The following is a 15,413-nucleotide window of genomic DNA, read 5'->3' as shown; positions in this document are numbered from 1 at the left end:
GGGGGATTTTTGTGCATCCATGGATTCGCATTCTATTGCTGGATATCAGGCTTTTATCTAAATCGAAAGTGTTTTATTTCAAGCTTGTTTTGCTGCCCATTGCCATGATTTTTATTTTGGGCACTCTGTTCGGCAAATCCTCGCTCCCTTCCCATTCTCATCAAGAAGCTTCCACCGGACGGGTAGGCACGGATTCAAACATTGTTTTTCCTGTCGAATGGGTATCCGCCACAAACCAAACGGTTGACCCGATGCAATATGAGGCCGTAGCCATGACGGTACTGTTTTCCTTTCTCACGGCTTTCGAGCTCGCACACAGTCTGGTACGGGACAAACTGAATCACACACTGGGCCGCATTCAATCCTCGCCTTTGCCCATGATTCATTATGTCGCGGGAAAGCTTCTTGGCATTACTCTTGCCATTGTTGTTCAGATGGTGGTGGTTATGATCAGCAGTCGTCTGTTTTTTCAGGTAACCTGGGGCCATGTTCCGGCGGTGCTCTGTATTACGGTCCTTTACGGACTTTGCATTGGTTCGGTGGTCTTAAGCTGTGGTTTCTGGGCCAAAGATCATGCTTCCATTTCCAGTTTTTCCGCCCCCGTACTGTACGGGCTTGGTTTTTTGGGAGGCAGCTTTTTCAATAAAGACAGCTTCCCGTACATATTAAAAAAAATCCAGGAATGGACACCCAATGGGCGAGCCATCGATGCCTTCTTACACGTAATGCAAGGGAAGAATTGGTCGGCACTTTTCTGGGATATGCTCATACTGGCGGGAATGGCAGGCCTGTTGTTATTGATGGTCTTGCTCTCCGCGGGCAGGAAGGTGAAATGAATATGCAGTTATGGCTTATGGTAACAAAACAAATGAAGTTGATGCTTGCGAATCGGATCGCCCTGTTGGCTCTTTTCGCCGCCCCTCTCCTGCTCACGTATTTATTCGCGTTTGCCCGGGATGAATATCCGATTACGATCTATATCGCCGACCAAGACCAGAGCGGCTACTCTCACCAGTTGACCTCAATGCTTAAGGAGGACGGCAGCTTTAATGTCTTGATCCTGCCGGAAAACATTATGCATGAGAAAATCATGGAACAAGATACGGCTGCGGGCATCGTCATTGAGCAGGGGTTTGAATCAGGCGCTGGAGAAGGAAATGTTCCTTCACACATTAAATTGGTGCTGCCTAAGAGCAGTGCTCATCAAAACGTCGGACAATTTATCGGTGCAAAACTTGAAGCGTTCCTGCTCCATCAGGCGGAACCGGATCAACGCCTTCTTTCTTACAAAAAAGCGATAAATTCGTCGGAGGGATCGGTTCGTTCAAGGCTTGACGGATTCCTGCTGATGTTCCTGTGGTTTGCGGTGATCCAGGGATTCCGCACCTTGATGGATGAACGCGAGAACGGCCTTCAGCGCAGGCTGCTCATGGTGCCGGTACGCTTTGCCAAATACCTTCTGTCCAAGGTCATTTCGGCTTACCTGGTTGGCATTTCGATTGCCTTCCTTGTATTGATCGCCAGCACATGGTTTCTGGACACGACGGTATGGGATCATTTCGGATTTGACATGGCGATTTGGGCCTCTTACCTGCTGGCTATTACAGGGCTGGTGATGCTGCTTGTGCCCTGGATCCATTCCCACCAAAGTTTTACCGTAACCGGGTCTGTCATTATGGCTTTAGCCGGGATTTTGGGAGGGTCATTCTTCCCGATTGAGGACAGCTTCCCCAAATGGTTCAGGCTGATTTCCGAGTGCGTACCCGGTACATGGGCCATGAGGGCGTTGAAGGACCTAAGCATGGGGAGCTATTCCCTTACATCAACCCTCGAAGTGGTTGGCGGATTGAGCGGGATTGGAATTGTGACTATAGCGCTATCGTTCCTGCTGATGAATTATACACTGCACAAACAAAAACGGAACGGTTAAACGTTCAGGTAAAAGGAGTTTGTTCGTTCATGAATCTAATGGGTTTGCTCGGCATGATCGAGATCATTTCAGGAATACTTGTCAACGTATATATCGGCCCTCTGGCCAACATTCTTTTTCGGAAAGACGGGACAGGTCCGCGCATTCCGCTGCGCGTAGCAGGCATATATTTAATCATTAACGGCTTTTCTAGATTGACCAGCTGAATCGATTACCGAAAAGCCAGAACAGCGGGGAATCCGCTGGTCTGCTTCAGGAATGAATTGGCACAGCATCTCGTCCGTCACGCTTTCGTATATTGCAAAATGGCCGCAGCTGCACGGACGCGCAAGTCCTCCTTGTCGCTGTGCAGCGCAGCCTTCAAAATATCGAGCGCAGATTGTACCGTTGCTCCATCCACATGGACCGAAGGTGCATCGTTCGATTTTTCGATGGCATCGGTCGGCATATGCTCCAATTGGGCCTGGGATACCGGGTGTCCGAATTTTGCAAGGGTGGAGGAACTGTGGCAAAGCTCCCGAACTTTATCGTTTGCCTCTTCTAGGGGAACTCTGCCCAGCCAGGTCACTCCTCTTCGATGGCAAATCAAATCTTCTCCGATTCCGCAAGAATCATCGTAATAGTAATCACCCACGTCTCCAATATAGATCCAATGGCCATCGTGAATCAAAACACGGTCCCCGTCTTGCATGACTTCTGCAAATGTATGCAGCGTCTCCATGGAAGCCGCAAGCTCGCCCCCTTCCAGCTTATAGCTTGAAACAAGCCGTTCCTTCCATGCTGCCGGTGGATGCATTTCCAAATCTCCTGTTCCCGGCCATGCAATCCCGATGAAGTTGTCGGCAAGAAACGACGATCGGCGGTCAATGTCGTGCACCGCCGTTTGAATATGAAAGAGATTCATCTTGATTCCTCCAAAAGCTCAAATTAATGTCTACTATTCAAATTTACTTGTCGAACAGAACTCAAGCCAAATACGTTTGCAACATGATGGAGCATTCTTCTTAGGTATCGGTCGGCAAATCGTAATAATATCGGATCACGATATCCTGATCGTAATTGCCGAAGCCCTTTCCGAACAGCGTTAACCCGCCTCTTCCCCGCACCGCTTCTTCGGGATGAATCCGAAAGGCCCAGTTCGTGGCCTCTAGCTGCAAATCGTGAATTCCGACATCCGAGATGCGCTGTCCGTCGATGAAAGCACCTTGGTCATTGATGCGTAGAACCTTCAATAGGCCGTATTGGTTCACGTCGGAATGCCACCATTGCGGTGTAAGCCTACCCCTTCGGTTCCCGAAATCTCCCGGGCTTGTCCAGGTTCCTAAATGTTGCCCGTTCAGCGAAAAACGGATGTCCGAAGGCCAGTTTTCATTGGTTTGAGGAGCCTCTGAACCGAGTTCCAGCGAAATTTCAATTTCTCGGAGTATCTCATCCTTATGTAAATAATTCGGGATTTTATACTCGACGAATCCTCGCGCCATCCATAATATGCCCGCATGAACCCGATCCGGGTCCATGAAGCAGGCCGGCGTGTCGTACTGTCCGATCATCCGGGTCGTCGTGGCAATGCCGCATGTCGGCCACGCTTCGTAATCCGTGTATTGTCCAACGGGAATCGACACCTCGTGGTAAGAAGCATCCACCTGCTCGGGAGACAGTTTGATCAGCATGTACTCTTGCGTGACATAGCAATATTTATAGGTTCCCCCGTTCTTTCGCTTCATCCGGCTTCCCACAATGCCGGCCTTTTGCAGCTTGCTGACATGAGTGCTCACAATGGCTTTGCTGAGATAAAGCTCGTTTGCGAGTTCATTGATATGCATTTCTTTATTCAGCAGCAGCAAACGAATGATATTCAAGCGCGCTTCGCTTGCCAACGCCTCGTAGACCGCAAGAGAAGACGCGTCCGTACTTAACTGCATCGTTTAGTCCCCTTTGTCTAGAATTCGCTATTTAGCGAACTCATAAAAATAAGCTTGCCCCTTATATCTACATTATGATACACATTAATTATCAAATCAACCTATTGATTTCGCTATTTAGCTAATTCAAAGATAAAGATATGGAGGTTTTCCTTTTGCTCAAATCCAAAATGCTCATCGACAAAGACTTTCAGATCGCTTCGGTCGACCCCCGTATATACGGGTCTTTTATCGAACATCTGGGGCGAGCCGTTTACGGCGGTATTTATGATCCGGGGCACCCTACGGCCGACGAACGCGGGTTCCGCAAGGATGCCATCGAGGCGATCAAAGCGCTGAACGTGCCGATTATCCGTTATCCCGGCGGCAACTTCGTATCTGGGTATAACTGGGAAGACGGTGTAGGTCCGGTAGAAGAGCGGAAACGCAGACTTGAGCTTGCATGGTGGACTATCGAAACCAATGCGGTAGGGACGAACGAATTCGCGGATTGGGCCAAGCTCGTCGGAACGGAAGTCATGATGGCGGTCAATCTCGGCACGAGAGGCATTGATGCGGCAAGAAACCTTGTCGAATACTGCAATCATACTTCAGGCACCTATTGGAGCGACCTGCGCATTTCTCACGGCTACAGGGAGCCTCATAAGTTCAAAACCTGGTGCCTTGGCAATGAAATGGACGGCCCATGGCAGATCGGAGCCATGACGGCTGCCGAATACGGCCGAATCGCCAACGAAACGGCAAAAGCGATGAAATGGGTCGACCCGAGCATTGAACTCGTGGCGTGCGGCAGCTCCAGCCGGGGCATGAGCACATTCGCGGAATGGGAAGCTACCGTGCTTGACCTGTCCTACGAGAATGTCGATTATCTGTCTTTGCATGCCTACTACAATAACAACAAAAACAACACTTACGATTTCCTGGCGACATCGCTGGATCTCGACCAATTCATAGACAGCGTAGCATCCATCTGCGATTTTGTTCAGGCCAAGAAACGCAGCAAAAAGAAGCTTATGCTGTCGCTTGACGAGTGGAACGTTTGGAATTCCATCGGAACGAGCCGGGCCGAGGAACGTTGGCAGATCGCGCCGCCGGAATTTGAGGACGTGTATACGCATGAGGATGCGCTGGCGGTGGGATGTTACCTGATTACGCTTCTCAAGCATGCGGATCGTGTGAAGATGGCCTGCATTGCCCAACTGATCAACGTTATTGCACCGATCATGACCGAAAACAACGGCGCCATCTGGTTTCAAACCACGTATTATCCGTTCATGCATGCATCCAATTTCGGACGCGGCACCGTTCTGCAATCCATCGTCTCTTCGCCGAAATATGATTCCAAGGATTTTACCGATGTGCCCTATCTCGAATCGATCAGCGTGTACGACGAGGAGCAAGGAATCATCACGATCTTTGCAGTAAACAGGCATCTTGACGAAAAGATGGAGCTCGACGTCGATCTTCGTTCCTTCGGGGAAACGACGTTCATTGAGCATATCGTTTTGGAGAACGATGATCTGAAAGCCGTCAACACCAAATCGAACCCGCACAACGTCGTCCCTCACTCCGGCGGACATACAAAGGTAGACAACGGCCAATTGCAATCCGTCCTGAACAAAGCATCATGGAACGTCATCCGTCTGCAAACCAAGCAAGTTTAAACTGGCTTGATCGTCACCAAGAACCATTATCCCGATAAGCTGAACCTAAACGTAACATTTGCAAAACCATAAAGACCTCCGCCCTGAATTACAGGGTTGGAGGTCTTTTCGACTTGGATACAGAACACCCCTTAGCATTCAGGAGATTCGGCAATATCGCCCCAAGCAAATAAACGATCTATTCATTTGTGCTACGTGCCAACAAGTGTTTCAGGTTGTCATCAATAAATTGATTATCAATCCTGTTGATTCCGCGACCGGCAAAATGGCCCCAGACCGACGGGATTGGGTTATAGACAGCATTAGGCATAAGCTTAGCCTCGTATTCATTATCTTCTGCTGTACAGAAGAGATCCGTACTTCCCGGCATGATGCAGGCAAGAGCTTTAATGCTTCTGAGTGCTTTATCGAAATCTCCATTATAAGTGGGGTTTGCACTAATATCTGCATGCTGACCCGTCCATAACATGGCCAGAACATTATGAGGATCCATATTCATAAAGCTATCTTCCCAGACGCCGGATATAAAATCTTCCAAGGATTCAAACCCCAGCTCTCTATAAAGCTTCTCCCTATAAAAAGCATGCGACACCCCCCATCCCGCATAGACCCGGCCAACGGCACGCATGTCTGCAGAAGTCAGCTGGTTAAGCTTACTTGAATCGAAACGGGCTGCAGCCATGAGCGCAGCTTTCATACCGTCCAAAACAACAAAGGTATGGGGCCAAGACTTGGAGACACCCGCGAAAGGTGCAATTCGTTCCACCGTCTCCGGATAACTTGCACCCCATTGAAATGCCTGAATGCCTCCCATGGACCACCCAACGACGAGAGCAATCTTCTGAATACCGAATGTTTCGGTCACCAGCCGATGCTGAAATTTAACGTTGTCGTAGATGGTTACCTGCGGAAAATGAGCCCGGTCGAATGGTGGAGGCGTATTACTGGGAGACGAGGATAAACCGTTGCCCAGCAGATTTGGAACGATAATAAAATATTTTTCCGGATCCAGGGCCATCCCGCTGCCAATCAGCCATTCATTCTGAACATGCTGGTCGCCAAAAGCAGTCGGATAAACGATGACATTGTCCTTCTGTTTATTTAATTTTCCATAAGTCTTATAAGCAAGAAAAGCGCTTGGCAACGTCACTCCCGATTGCAAGGTTACATCACCCAAATTAAAAATCTCATAATCCATCGTATGTTCGCTCCCTTCAAAATAGAAACCACACGTTCAATGTGTAATTTCTTGTACATAGTATAGAGCTGTGATACTCTCAGTAAAAGTGAATAGAATTCAAGATAGTATTCAATTAAATTGAAAGTAAAGGGGATGTATGATGGAGCTGCGTCAATTGATCACGTTCCGCACCGTTGCTGTAACATTGAATTTCACTCGGGCTGCGGAAGTTCTGAACTACGTCCCCTCCAATGTGACAATGCAAATTAAAGCTTTGGAGGAGGAGCTTGGCATTCGTCTCTTTGATCGTTTGGGCAAACAGCTTGCTCTCACTACGGCGGGTAAACGCTTTTTAACGCATATCCAAGGCGTTCTTGACAAATTGGACGAAGCCCGCAGCGTTGTTCATGACAACGAGAATCTAAGCGGCACCTTAACGATAAGTGCCAATGAGGTCATTTGCGCCTATCGCCTTCCAGCCGTCTTTCAACGGTTTCGTTCCCGGCATCCCGGAGTTCGTCTGATTTTCCGCTCCGTTCCAAATCAAGAGCTCAAGCAAACCCTTTTGGAGGGAACCTCGGATGTCGTCTATATGTTGGACGAACCTATTCGCTCGAGCGCGCTTGTCGTGGAGGCTTTACTGGAAGAAACTTTCCGCTTGTTCGCTGCACCCGACCATCCACTGGCAAAACAAACGGATTTACGACTGGAAGATTTCCATAATGAAGTGTTCCTGACGAATGAAAAGGGTTGTCCTTATCGAACCATGTTTGATCGGTCATTTGAAAAAGAGGGCATGGACAGCATTACGTATTTAGAGTTTCAAAGCGCCGAAGCGATTAAACAATGTGCAATTTCGGGAATCGGCATTGCTTTTCTTCCTGAAATCGTAGTGGAAGTCGAAGTTGAACGCGGAGAACTTGTGGCCCTTCCATGGCAAATTCCGGACTTGCACGTGTATACACAGATGTTGTGGCATAAAGACAAATGGCTTTCACCAATCATGGAATCTTTCATAGAAGCATCAAGGGAACTTCTTGCAAAAGAATAACAACGACGTTAGATTACTAAAACAACACTTTAGTTGAACAAAAAGAGCCGATCGTCATTGATCGGCTCTTTTGTTTTTTGCTCAATAAAAACGCTTCCCGGAATTGAATCTCTGCCCGTGACTGTTCTTATCCTCCAATATTAGATTTGCTCTTCATGGAAAAAGATAACACCGCCGGAATGATCCCAAGCGCAACACCGATCGCTCCAAATAAACCAACGGATTGAAGGGATATGTTTTCCACGACCATTCCCCCAATTATAGCCCCACCGGCCATACCCAATTGGATGATTGAAGTGTTTAAGCTCAGGACGATCCCCGAGGCTTTTGGAGCCATACCAATTAGATATACCTGTTGGACGGGGCCTGTTGACCAGGCAAAAAAGGACCACAACATAAGTAAGGGCAGCATGATGAATACGGAAGTTTGGGCGAGTCCTGTCATTAAAAGCAAGATCCCGGAATGGAAAAGCAGGCCTCCAATCAATGTACGGGGAATCCCCCATTTATCCGCACCATAGCCGCCGACCTGGGAACCTAGCAGACTGGCTATACCGAATGCAAACAGCCCCATACTGACCATGCGGTCGCTCATTCCAGTAATGTTCAACAGGAATGGCGAAATATATGTGTAAATGATGGTATAACCAAGTATCCAGAAAAATCCTATGGATAGAGCTATAGAAATTCGAGGCGTTTTAAGCAAGGATAGCTGCTCCCGTATCGGCACAGGAGTCTCTCCCTTAGACTTAGGAATAATCAAACCAAGTACAAACATTGCAATCAAGCTGAGTATGCCGATCCCCGTAAAAATGATCTTCCAATCATAGGAACCAGCAATCACTCTTCCTAAAGGAACACCGAGAATAAGCGCAAGGTTAAAACCTAAAAGAACGGTAGCAATTGCACTTCCTTGCTTGCCTTGTTGAGCAATGTTGGCGGCGACGGTCAAGGCAACCACCATAAATACACCCGTGCCAACCGCCAGTATGATTCTAGCTCCCAGCAGCATGGAGAAGCCAGTCGTTAAAATCGTGACTAGATTGCCTATGAAAAATAGCGTCAACGCAGCCAGCATAAGCTTTCTTCGATCCATTTTTGCAGTGATTGCAATCAAAATCGGGGTGCCGATTGCGTAAGCAAGTGAGTAAACGGTGATGAGTTGTCCAGCGGCTGCCAGCGTCACTCCGGTATCACTTGCTATTCTATCCAGTATACCCGCGATTACAAATTCAGATGTCCCTACCAAAAAACTGACAATGGCCAGAATATAAATTTTCCAAGGATTTCCCATGTTATTCCCTCACATTCATTTCTATATTTCCAGAATTATAGAACTCATGTTTACTATTGAGCTGCATCTGATTAGCTCACATCCTGTCTTCTTATTTTCTGGCGAGCTCCTTACGAACAATAGGGGCAACTTTAGTACCGAAAAGCTCGATCGTCCGCAGCAATTCCAAATGAGACAGTGAGCTGAAATCAACATACATCAGAAAACGGGTCAAACTTAATTTCTCTTGCGCAAGCAGGATCTTCTCGGCTACATATTCTGGATCACCAACATATAGAGCACCCCGAAGGTTGCAAGCTTCTTTGAACGTGTCGTGCGTATAAGGTGCCCACCCTCGTTCCCGTCCAATCTTATTCATCTGCTCGGCCATAACGGGAAAGTACTGTTCAGCGGCTGATTCAAAGGATTCCGCAATAAAACCATGGGAATGTGTCGCAATCTGTAATTTACCGGGATCGTGCCCGGCTTTCTTAGCTGCTTCCTTATATAGCTCCACCAATGGTGCAAAACGTTCCGGCATTCCACCGATAATGGAGAAGATTACGGGAAGTCCCAGTTTACCGGCTCGAACGGCTGACTCCGGGTTACCGCCAGTGGCGATCCATACCGGCAATGGGTCTTGTTGTGCACGGGGATATACGCCCATATCATGAATAGCCGGACGATGTCCGCCACCCCACGTCACCTTTTCATTAGCGCGTATTTTTAATAAAAGTTCAAGTTTCTCTTCGTACAACTCTTCGTAGTCGTTCAAGTTATACCCGAACAGTGGAAACGACTCAACAAAAGAGCCACGTCCGGCCATGATCTCAGCCCGCCCTTTCGTTAGAACGTCCAGTGTTGCGAAATCCTGATATACCCGGACAGGATCATCCGAAGAGAGCACCGTTACAGCGCTGGATAGCCGAATCCGCTTCGTTGTGGATGCTGCGGTCGCTAGAATGATAGCTGGTGATGAGCTTGTGTAGTCAATCCGATGATGTTCGCCAATAGCATACACGTCCAGCCCAACCTGATCAGCCAATTGAATTTCCTCGATCGCTTGCCGCAGCCTCTCTGCCGGCGATACACCACCATGCTCTGGATTGGTATGTAGAAAGGTAGTCATGCCCAATTCCATGTTCTTTGACCTTTTTTCCATCATCATTTGCTCCTTTATCATTTCTTCACTTCTAGAAATGTAGAACTGTTACTCAAAAAAATTTACGCCAGCAAATAAGGCGCAAATTTCTCTGCCATTTCCCGATCAACACAATAATGAATATACGATCCACTTTTAGACGAATGAATTAAGCCCGAGTCAGTTAATTGCTTCAGGTGATGTGACAACGTCGAGCTAGCGACGGTTTCCAGTTTCTCTCCAATAGCTGTAAAGCATTGATTGCTCTCTTTCACCAGCAGCAATGCAATTTTTAAACGTGTGGGTTCACCTAACGCCTTGTATATTTTGACCGCCTGGCCCATTTCTTTTTCGTTTTCAGTCATGGTTAATGACCTCCTTTTCAAGCACAACTCTACATTTCTATAAGTGTAGAACTGATGATAACACCTTATTGTTTAAATGTAAAGGGGACTATGGCTTGCCACCAGAGCTTGAGTTAACGAAAGTGGAACCGGTGCGGATCGAGCTGTTACTGCATGACGATGGAATAAAAGAGAGCTGCCAGGATGAAACGATATAGAGCAAACCACTCCAGTCTCAGTCGCTTGATGAGTTTAATAAACGTCACAACCGCAATCATGGCTATAAGGAAGGAAGTTATAAAGCCAATTAACATCAGATATATATCGTCTGAGCGAAGTAAATCGCGACTATCGTATAAATCCAACAAGGTTGCACCAAACATGACTGGTACTGAAATAAGGAAGGTAAAATCCGCGGCTGCTTTTTGGCTGGTCCCCAGCAAAAGGCCGCCTGAAATTGTCGATCCTGATCTCGAAAACCCTGGCCACAAAGCCAAACATTGGAACAGGCCAATACCGAAAGCTTGTTTATAATTAATGTTATCCATCGTATCAGCGGTTTCTTTTCTTCTGCTCCGTGCTGCGATAATCAACAACAAACCACCTGCAACCAAACCAATCAAGACAGGAGTTGGACCGAATAATTGGCTTTTGATCGTATCCTTGAAGAGAAGATATACAATTAACGCTGGTAACATAGCCAAAATCATATGGATCACGTTTAGTCCTTTTGAAAAATCCATCTTGATTAAATTTGACCCAATTTCCATATATCTTTTCCAATAAAGAATGAGAACTGCCATTACTGCACCCAACTGTATAACAATTTTAAAGGTTATTGACGCGTCTCCCTCAAAGTTAAGCAAATCACCTGCTAAAATAAGATGTCCAGTAGACGATACTGGTAAAAACTCGGTTAAGCCTTCTATGATACCGAGTATTATTGCTTTAATTACATCCGTCATCCGTAAATATCCTCCTTAGGAAAATAAACTTGTTTAACAATTATAAGTATAAGGGGTTTTGTTTGTTCCCTCCCATCGATTAACGTAACAATATTCGATTCAGCGTGACATTATTGTCACATAGGATGTGAATCTCTTTCGAATATGGCAAAACGGATAACGATGTTCGATTCGAAGAAAAAACGAAACGACCGTTCTCCGGTAGAGTGCCGGGAAACGGTCGCAATTTCATATTGTTTTTTGTTACACCGATATTTTACGAATGAAAAAAGGAGAATATACGATATGTATTTTTTCCTTCTGCCTTAGCCAGATAGAGTGCGGCATCTGCTTTTTGAAGAAGCTCTTTGACGGTATCCCCTTTTTCGCAAAATGCGATGCCTATGCTGGAAGTCGTACGAAGTTCCTGCCCTCCGATATTCCAAGGAAGCTGCAATTGTTCTAAAATATTTTCGGCCAAAAGACGGGTATCCGAGAACGTGGTGCGAGGAAGGACAAACACGAATTCGTCACCGCCCATCCTCGTTAAAACCTCATGTTTACGAAGGCACGCCCCTGCTCGCTTTACAAATTGCCGCAGCAATTCATCCCCTGCCTCATGACCTAATGTATCATTGATCTGCTTGAAATGATCCAGGATCGGCAAACATCACAGCCACCTGTTCCACGTCCGTTGCTTCTTCATTTAAAACCTGATTTAACATTTTCGTTAGAAACCTTCGGTTTGGCGCTCCGGTTAAAGCATCACGGTAACTTAATTGCTCCAGTTGTTCCTGATGCTTTTTTCGCTCTGTCACTTCCCTTCCGACCAACATCATATTTTTAAAATTACCGTGTTCATCAAACATGGGCGTTCCCTTCAACTCCAGCCATACGGGATCTCCCTGCTCATGTTGGCGTTGTATTTCATAGGTAAAGGGCTGTTGCAAGAGCAGCATCTCCATAAAAACGGCACGAAACTCCTCATCCACTTCGTCATTCGGGTTGTAGAATACCCACTTGCCTATATATTCTTTTGGATCAAACCCAAGTACCATCTTATGAGAAGGAGACGCATACTCCACGATCCCGTCAAGATTGATCAGCTGGATCAAATCCAGGGAATTATCCGCTAACAATCGATAACGTTCTTCGCTTTCCTTCAGAGCCGTAAGCAGCTTTTTTTGCTCCGTAATGTTCTTGCCCACTCCAAAAACGCCATTGACCTTCCCTTCATAAAACAAAGGAACCTGCTTTATTTGCAAGTAAACGATATCTCCATTTTTATGCTGCGCTTCGGTCACGTATTGACAGGATGCACCCTTTAGAACCTCACCGAAAAACTGTTTAATCAAATCAAGCTCATGCTGACAAAATAAATCTTTGTACGACGCACCCATAATTTCTTCCTTGTTATACCCTAAACATTCAGTAACCCCTTCATTGACTTCTACAATTTTTCCCTCGTTGGAAACGATAAAGATGGCATCTGGATTGTGATTAATGATCGATTTTAATGCCTCTATAGACTGCTCGCTCAAAAATTCTCTCATTCTTCTTGTTTAATCCTCCGCCATGATTACGAAATTTGTTAACGTTATACGATATAGTAGCAAATTTTGACTTCGTTTGGTATTACTAAAACTTACCAGTTGGCGTCTCGCAAGAACTTGGTTCCTTAAAACAAAAAAAAGCCGCTGTAATCGCGACTTTGAATGGTACAAGTTTTTTTTATCCTTAAACACTACATTGACTATTTCCCTTGCAACTGATTCTTTTTCCACTTTCTTATTTTGGTCCTGAATGTTGTGAATGGTGCCACGGAATTGATGTGAATATACCTTATGGCAGGCCACTTCGGGTTGCTTCCCGTCCATTTTAAAGTGCCTTGAGTATATAATTCTTCGGTAGTAAGCGTATCAATCCAGGACTGGAATTGCAGCTCCACTTTTTTGAATTCTTGACGCAGCTCAGTTAACGAAAGATGAGCATAATCGTTATAAAAAGATTGATAGAGTGCACCTAACTGGTTCCATTTGTAATCAGGAGAAGGAGTTACGACTTTTTTTCCAGCACGCTCATCCTTATCCCAACTCATCACAAGATTTAGCCACCCGAGTTGGTAAGCAATCATTTCACTTGGTGTCCGATCTACATCCTTGTCACGTGTATCTTTAAGTTCTTCAGGAATTTCGTCAAACTCACCATCAAATAACAAAAAGCGTTTATGAATCTCTTCCTTTAAACGGGTTTTAGACTCGTACATGGTACCACTCCTTATCCGTCTTTAACTGAGGTGTGTATATTATTTAATGAAAAGAGTTTCCGGTGAAGAACACTAGTGTTCGTTAGCTCATCGGATGCCACTCCTCTTTAATAAGACCGTATATAACTCGGTCAACATATTGATTGTGAAGCAGCTCATAGTTTCTAATAATTCCTTCTTGAGTAAAGCCCAAGCGTTCTGGTATCGCTCTGCTTTTGAAGTTGTTAGTTGCATGCATGTGACTGCTGGAGAATCGAAAGGTATGTCTGATCATCAATGATGGCTTTGTACATAGACTAATCGCCCCTTATTTGGTCGCCCACAATTTGGTTAGAGCTATTGTAGCAAAATCCAATAATGTTAGCTACCTAAGATCAAGAGAAGTTTCTATAATTTCCATTCATATTGAATATCAGGCAAATTCTCCTCATTCTCATGTCCTCGACCAATCATTTCAAATCCATTTTTCTCATAAAACCTTTGGGCATTTTTATTAACTTCAAATGTATATAAGGTTAATTTTCCACTGGCTTGTGCCTTTGCTTTATTAAGCAAAGTTTGCCCTATACCCCTACCTTGATAATCAATATGAATATAAAGTTGGCTGATCTCCGTTTCATTATAGGCAATCATTCCAACGACTTTGTCATCCATTAACGCTAAATCGATTTGATACTGTTCAGCTAATATATGTTTTAAGAAATAAAGATGGCTGTCGAAGCTATGGATTTCAGCCTGACCAATGGCCCGTTCCTTACTGTCTCTCCACATTTTCACTGTAGGTTCAGCATACTTGGGATGATACTTAGATACTTTAATTTCTAATTTGTTCATTACATACCGCCTTTCAATGTATAGATTTTCAGAATGCAGCACCGTTTGTTTCTGTACAACTACTTTCGAGTATACAAGAATAATTATCTTATGTTAATTACAAGGTGCAGGTAAGAAAATATAATCAAAACAGGTAATCGCAGAATTCTGAAGTGACCAAAAAAATAGTGAGTAACGGAGGAACCGGATGAAGGATGAATTCGCTCAAATCCAAAATTCAATCGAGCTGCTTATGCAGGACAACATGCCACAAGAAGTCGTTGACAAGGCAATGACTATGTTTACAAAAAAGACAATACCTAAAGGAGATATACTAGTTCATCAAGGAGCTGTGCAGAACGAAATATATTTTGTTACCTCCGGTTTATTAAGAAGCTATTATATTGACATGAATGGGAATGACGTCACAAGATTTTTTTCAAAAGAAGGTTCCTTACATTGTTATGAACGATTGTTTGATCATAAACCTTCAAACCGTTCCGTCGAAGCCTTAGAGGAATGTGTCGTTATGGTAATCCAATGCAACGAACTCCCGTCTCGTTGAATTCTTCCGGCTGCAGCGCTGCTTTACTTCTTCACCGAACGAAAACCCGTCTTTTGCAAGCTGGAACAAAGCTAAACCTGGTCACCAATACGTTCAGCCAGTCAAAAGGACTTGAAACATGTCTTTTGACTGGCTTTTATCTGGTTTGCTGCACCCTTACGTGAAATGAAATAGTTGTCGCACAGGGTTTTGACCATCGGGCAGCCCTTTTTTTATCTTTACTATATAGGTTGAACCAATGATTTTTACACAGAGACACTACGGGGTCAGAACCATCTTCCGATCGCTGTTATCCCCAGATTTCTTTTATCCCCTTTTTC

The 15,413-nt window shown here is 45.3% G+C and carries 17 protein-coding genes; 6 read left to right on the top strand and 11 right to left on the bottom strand.

Annotated elements, in window-relative coordinates; all coding sequences use genetic code 11:
- Nucleotides 1-11 precede the first annotated feature (11 nt).
- Genes RSX24_RS08335 through RSX24_RS08325 form a run of 3 tightly spaced genes read left to right on the top strand, consistent with a single transcriptional unit; the run spans nucleotide 12 to nucleotide 2,136 of the window.
- Nucleotides 12-836, top strand: a complete 825-nt coding sequence (locus tag RSX24_RS08335) for an ABC transporter permease (RefSeq protein ID WP_343260261.1) — start codon at nucleotides 12-14, stop codon at nucleotides 834-836.
- Nucleotides 833-1,930, top strand: a complete 1,098-nt coding sequence (locus RSX24_RS08330; protein ID WP_343260260.1) for an ABC transporter permease — start codon at nucleotides 833-835, stop codon at nucleotides 1,928-1,930. The genes RSX24_RS08335 and RSX24_RS08330 overlap by 4 nt, the downstream gene beginning before the upstream one ends.
- Before the next feature lie 29 nt (nucleotides 1,931-1,959).
- Complete coding sequence (locus tag RSX24_RS08325) at nucleotides 1,960-2,136, top strand: hypothetical protein (RefSeq protein ID WP_236412474.1); 177 nt, start codon at nucleotides 1,960-1,962, stop codon at nucleotides 2,134-2,136.
- A 77-nt stretch (nucleotides 2,137-2,213) separates the two neighbouring features.
- On the opposite strand, the gene RSX24_RS08320 is transcribed toward RSX24_RS08325, so the two are convergent.
- Both RSX24_RS08320 and RSX24_RS08315 read right to left on the bottom strand, forming a co-directional pair.
- Nucleotides 2,214-2,834 (bottom strand): DUF8426 domain-containing protein, encoded by a 621-nt coding sequence (locus RSX24_RS08320; RefSeq protein WP_343260259.1) that lies wholly within the window; start codon nucleotides 2,832-2,834, stop codon nucleotides 2,214-2,216.
- A gap of 100 nt (nucleotides 2,835-2,934) precedes the next feature.
- On the bottom strand, nucleotides 2,935-3,852 hold the full coding sequence (locus RSX24_RS08315) for an ArsR/SmtB family transcription factor (protein ID WP_339272602.1): 918 nt from the start codon (nucleotides 3,850-3,852) through the stop codon (nucleotides 2,935-2,937).
- Nucleotides 3,853-4,022: 170 nt separating this feature from the next.
- Between RSX24_RS08315 and arfA the strand changes: the two genes are divergently transcribed.
- The gene (gene arfA, locus RSX24_RS08310; RefSeq protein WP_438286793.1) at nucleotides 4,023-5,516 is read left to right on the top strand and encodes an arabinosylfuranosidase ArfA; all 1,494 of its coding nucleotides are present in this window, start codon (nucleotides 4,023-4,025) and stop codon (nucleotides 5,514-5,516) included.
- Between the two features lie 178 nt (nucleotides 5,517-5,694).
- On the opposite strand, the gene RSX24_RS08305 is transcribed toward arfA, so the two are convergent.
- Nucleotides 5,695-6,714, bottom strand: a complete 1,020-nt coding sequence (locus RSX24_RS08305; protein WP_343260257.1) for an alpha/beta fold hydrolase — start codon at nucleotides 6,712-6,714, stop codon at nucleotides 5,695-5,697.
- A gap of 142 nt (nucleotides 6,715-6,856) precedes the next feature.
- Between RSX24_RS08305 and RSX24_RS08300 the strand changes: the two genes are divergently transcribed.
- Nucleotides 6,857-7,747 (top strand): LysR family transcriptional regulator, encoded by an 891-nt coding sequence (locus tag RSX24_RS08300; RefSeq protein ID WP_343260256.1) that lies wholly within the window; start codon nucleotides 6,857-6,859, stop codon nucleotides 7,745-7,747.
- A 127-nt stretch (nucleotides 7,748-7,874) separates the two neighbouring features.
- Here the strand turns inward: RSX24_RS08300 and RSX24_RS08295 are convergent, their stop codons facing one another.
- The 8 genes from RSX24_RS08295 to RSX24_RS08260 all read right to left on the bottom strand — a co-directional run bounded on the left by RSX24_RS08295 (nucleotide 7,875) and on the right by RSX24_RS08260 (nucleotide 14,549).
- Complete coding sequence (locus tag RSX24_RS08295) at nucleotides 7,875-9,041, bottom strand: MFS transporter (protein ID WP_343260255.1); 1,167 nt, start codon at nucleotides 9,039-9,041, stop codon at nucleotides 7,875-7,877.
- 91 nt (nucleotides 9,042-9,132) lie between these two features.
- Nucleotides 9,133-10,203 carry an LLM class flavin-dependent oxidoreductase gene (locus tag RSX24_RS08290; protein ID WP_343260254.1) on the bottom strand — a complete coding sequence of 357 codons (1,071 nt, stop codon included), beginning with the start codon at nucleotides 10,201-10,203 and terminating at the stop codon, nucleotides 9,133-9,135.
- Nucleotides 10,204-10,244: 41 nt separating this feature from the next.
- The gene (locus tag RSX24_RS08285; protein ID WP_339272608.1) at nucleotides 10,245-10,526 is read right to left on the bottom strand and encodes an ArsR/SmtB family transcription factor; all 282 of its coding nucleotides are present in this window, start codon (nucleotides 10,524-10,526) and stop codon (nucleotides 10,245-10,247) included.
- A 146-nt stretch (nucleotides 10,527-10,672) separates the two neighbouring features.
- Entirely contained in the window at nucleotides 10,673-11,470 is a 798-nt protein-coding gene (locus RSX24_RS08280) for an undecaprenyl-diphosphate phosphatase (protein WP_343260253.1), read from the bottom strand.
- A 256-nt stretch (nucleotides 11,471-11,726) separates the two neighbouring features.
- Nucleotides 11,727-12,116, bottom strand: a complete 390-nt coding sequence (locus RSX24_RS08275; protein WP_343260252.1) for a diguanylate cyclase domain-containing protein — start codon at nucleotides 12,114-12,116, stop codon at nucleotides 11,727-11,729.
- A complete protein-coding gene (locus RSX24_RS08270) occupies nucleotides 12,082-13,002 on the bottom strand; it encodes a PAS domain S-box protein (RefSeq protein ID WP_343260251.1) in 921 nt (306 codons plus the stop codon). The genes RSX24_RS08275 and RSX24_RS08270 overlap by 35 nt, the downstream gene beginning before the upstream one ends.
- A gap of 200 nt (nucleotides 13,003-13,202) precedes the next feature.
- Nucleotides 13,203-13,715 carry a ClbS/DfsB family four-helix bundle protein gene (locus tag RSX24_RS08265; RefSeq protein WP_236412463.1) on the bottom strand — a complete coding sequence of 171 codons (513 nt, stop codon included), beginning with the start codon at nucleotides 13,713-13,715 and terminating at the stop codon, nucleotides 13,203-13,205.
- A gap of 387 nt (nucleotides 13,716-14,102) precedes the next feature.
- Nucleotides 14,103-14,549, bottom strand: a complete 447-nt coding sequence (locus tag RSX24_RS08260) for a GNAT family N-acetyltransferase (protein WP_236412461.1) — start codon at nucleotides 14,547-14,549, stop codon at nucleotides 14,103-14,105.
- A 187-nt stretch (nucleotides 14,550-14,736) separates the two neighbouring features.
- Between RSX24_RS08260 and RSX24_RS08255 the strand changes: the two genes are divergently transcribed.
- A complete protein-coding gene (locus tag RSX24_RS08255) occupies nucleotides 14,737-15,093 on the top strand; it encodes a Crp/Fnr family transcriptional regulator (protein ID WP_343260250.1) in 357 nt (118 codons plus the stop codon).
- Nucleotides 15,094-15,413: the final 320 nt, after the last annotated feature.

The organism is Paenibacillus hubeiensis, from assembly GCF_032334105.1.
GTDB lineage: Bacteria > Bacillota > Bacilli > Paenibacillales > Paenibacillaceae > Paenibacillus > Paenibacillus hubeiensis.
Note: the sequence above shows the minus strand (reverse complement) of the source record. Positions and strands in the feature narration are given on the sequence as shown.

What these genes read in the sequence shown, in the direction of transcription:
- RSX24_RS08330 (WP_343260260.1), top strand. Translation starts at nt 833, where the DNA reads ATGAATATGCAGTTATGGCTTATGGTAACAAAACAAATGAAGTTGATG.
- RSX24_RS08325 (WP_236412474.1), top strand. Translation starts at nt 1,960, where the DNA reads ATGAATCTAATGGGTTTGCTCGGCATGATCGAGATCATTTCAGGAATA.
- RSX24_RS08320 (WP_343260259.1), bottom strand. Translation starts at nt 2,834, where the DNA reads ATGAATCTCTTTCATATTCAAACGGCGGTGCACGACATTGACCGCCGA.
- RSX24_RS08315 (WP_339272602.1), bottom strand. Translation starts at nt 3,852, where the DNA reads ATGCAGTTAAGTACGGACGCGTCTTCTCTTGCGGTCTACGAGGCGTTG.
- arfA (WP_438286793.1), top strand. Translation starts at nt 4,023, where the DNA reads ATGCTCATCGACAAAGACTTTCAGATCGCTTCGGTCGACCCCCGTATA.
- RSX24_RS08305 (WP_343260257.1), bottom strand. Translation starts at nt 6,714, where the DNA reads ATGGATTATGAGATTTTTAATTTGGGTGATGTAACCTTGCAATCGGGA.
- RSX24_RS08300 (WP_343260256.1), top strand. Translation starts at nt 6,857, where the DNA reads ATGGAGCTGCGTCAATTGATCACGTTCCGCACCGTTGCTGTAACATTG.
- RSX24_RS08295 (WP_343260255.1), bottom strand. Translation starts at nt 9,041, where the DNA reads ATGGGAAATCCTTGGAAAATTTATATTCTGGCCATTGTCAGTTTTTTG.
- RSX24_RS08290 (WP_343260254.1), bottom strand. Translation starts at nt 10,203, where the DNA reads ATGATAAAGGAGCAAATGATGATGGAAAAAAGGTCAAAGAACATGGAA.
- RSX24_RS08285 (WP_339272608.1), bottom strand. Translation starts at nt 10,526, where the DNA reads ATGACTGAAAACGAAAAAGAAATGGGCCAGGCGGTCAAAATATACAAG.
- RSX24_RS08280 (WP_343260253.1), bottom strand. Translation starts at nt 11,470, where the DNA reads ATGACGGATGTAATTAAAGCAATAATACTCGGTATCATAGAAGGCTTA.
- RSX24_RS08270 (WP_343260251.1), bottom strand. Translation starts at nt 13,002, where the DNA reads ATGAGAGAATTTTTGAGCGAGCAGTCTATAGAGGCATTAAAATCGATC.
- RSX24_RS08265 (WP_236412463.1), bottom strand. Translation starts at nt 13,715, where the DNA reads ATGTACGAGTCTAAAACCCGTTTAAAGGAAGAGATTCATAAACGCTTT.
- RSX24_RS08260 (WP_236412461.1), bottom strand. Translation starts at nt 14,549, where the DNA reads ATGAACAAATTAGAAATTAAAGTATCTAAGTATCATCCCAAGTATGCT.
- RSX24_RS08255 (WP_343260250.1), top strand. Translation starts at nt 14,737, where the DNA reads ATGAAGGATGAATTCGCTCAAATCCAAAATTCAATCGAGCTGCTTATG.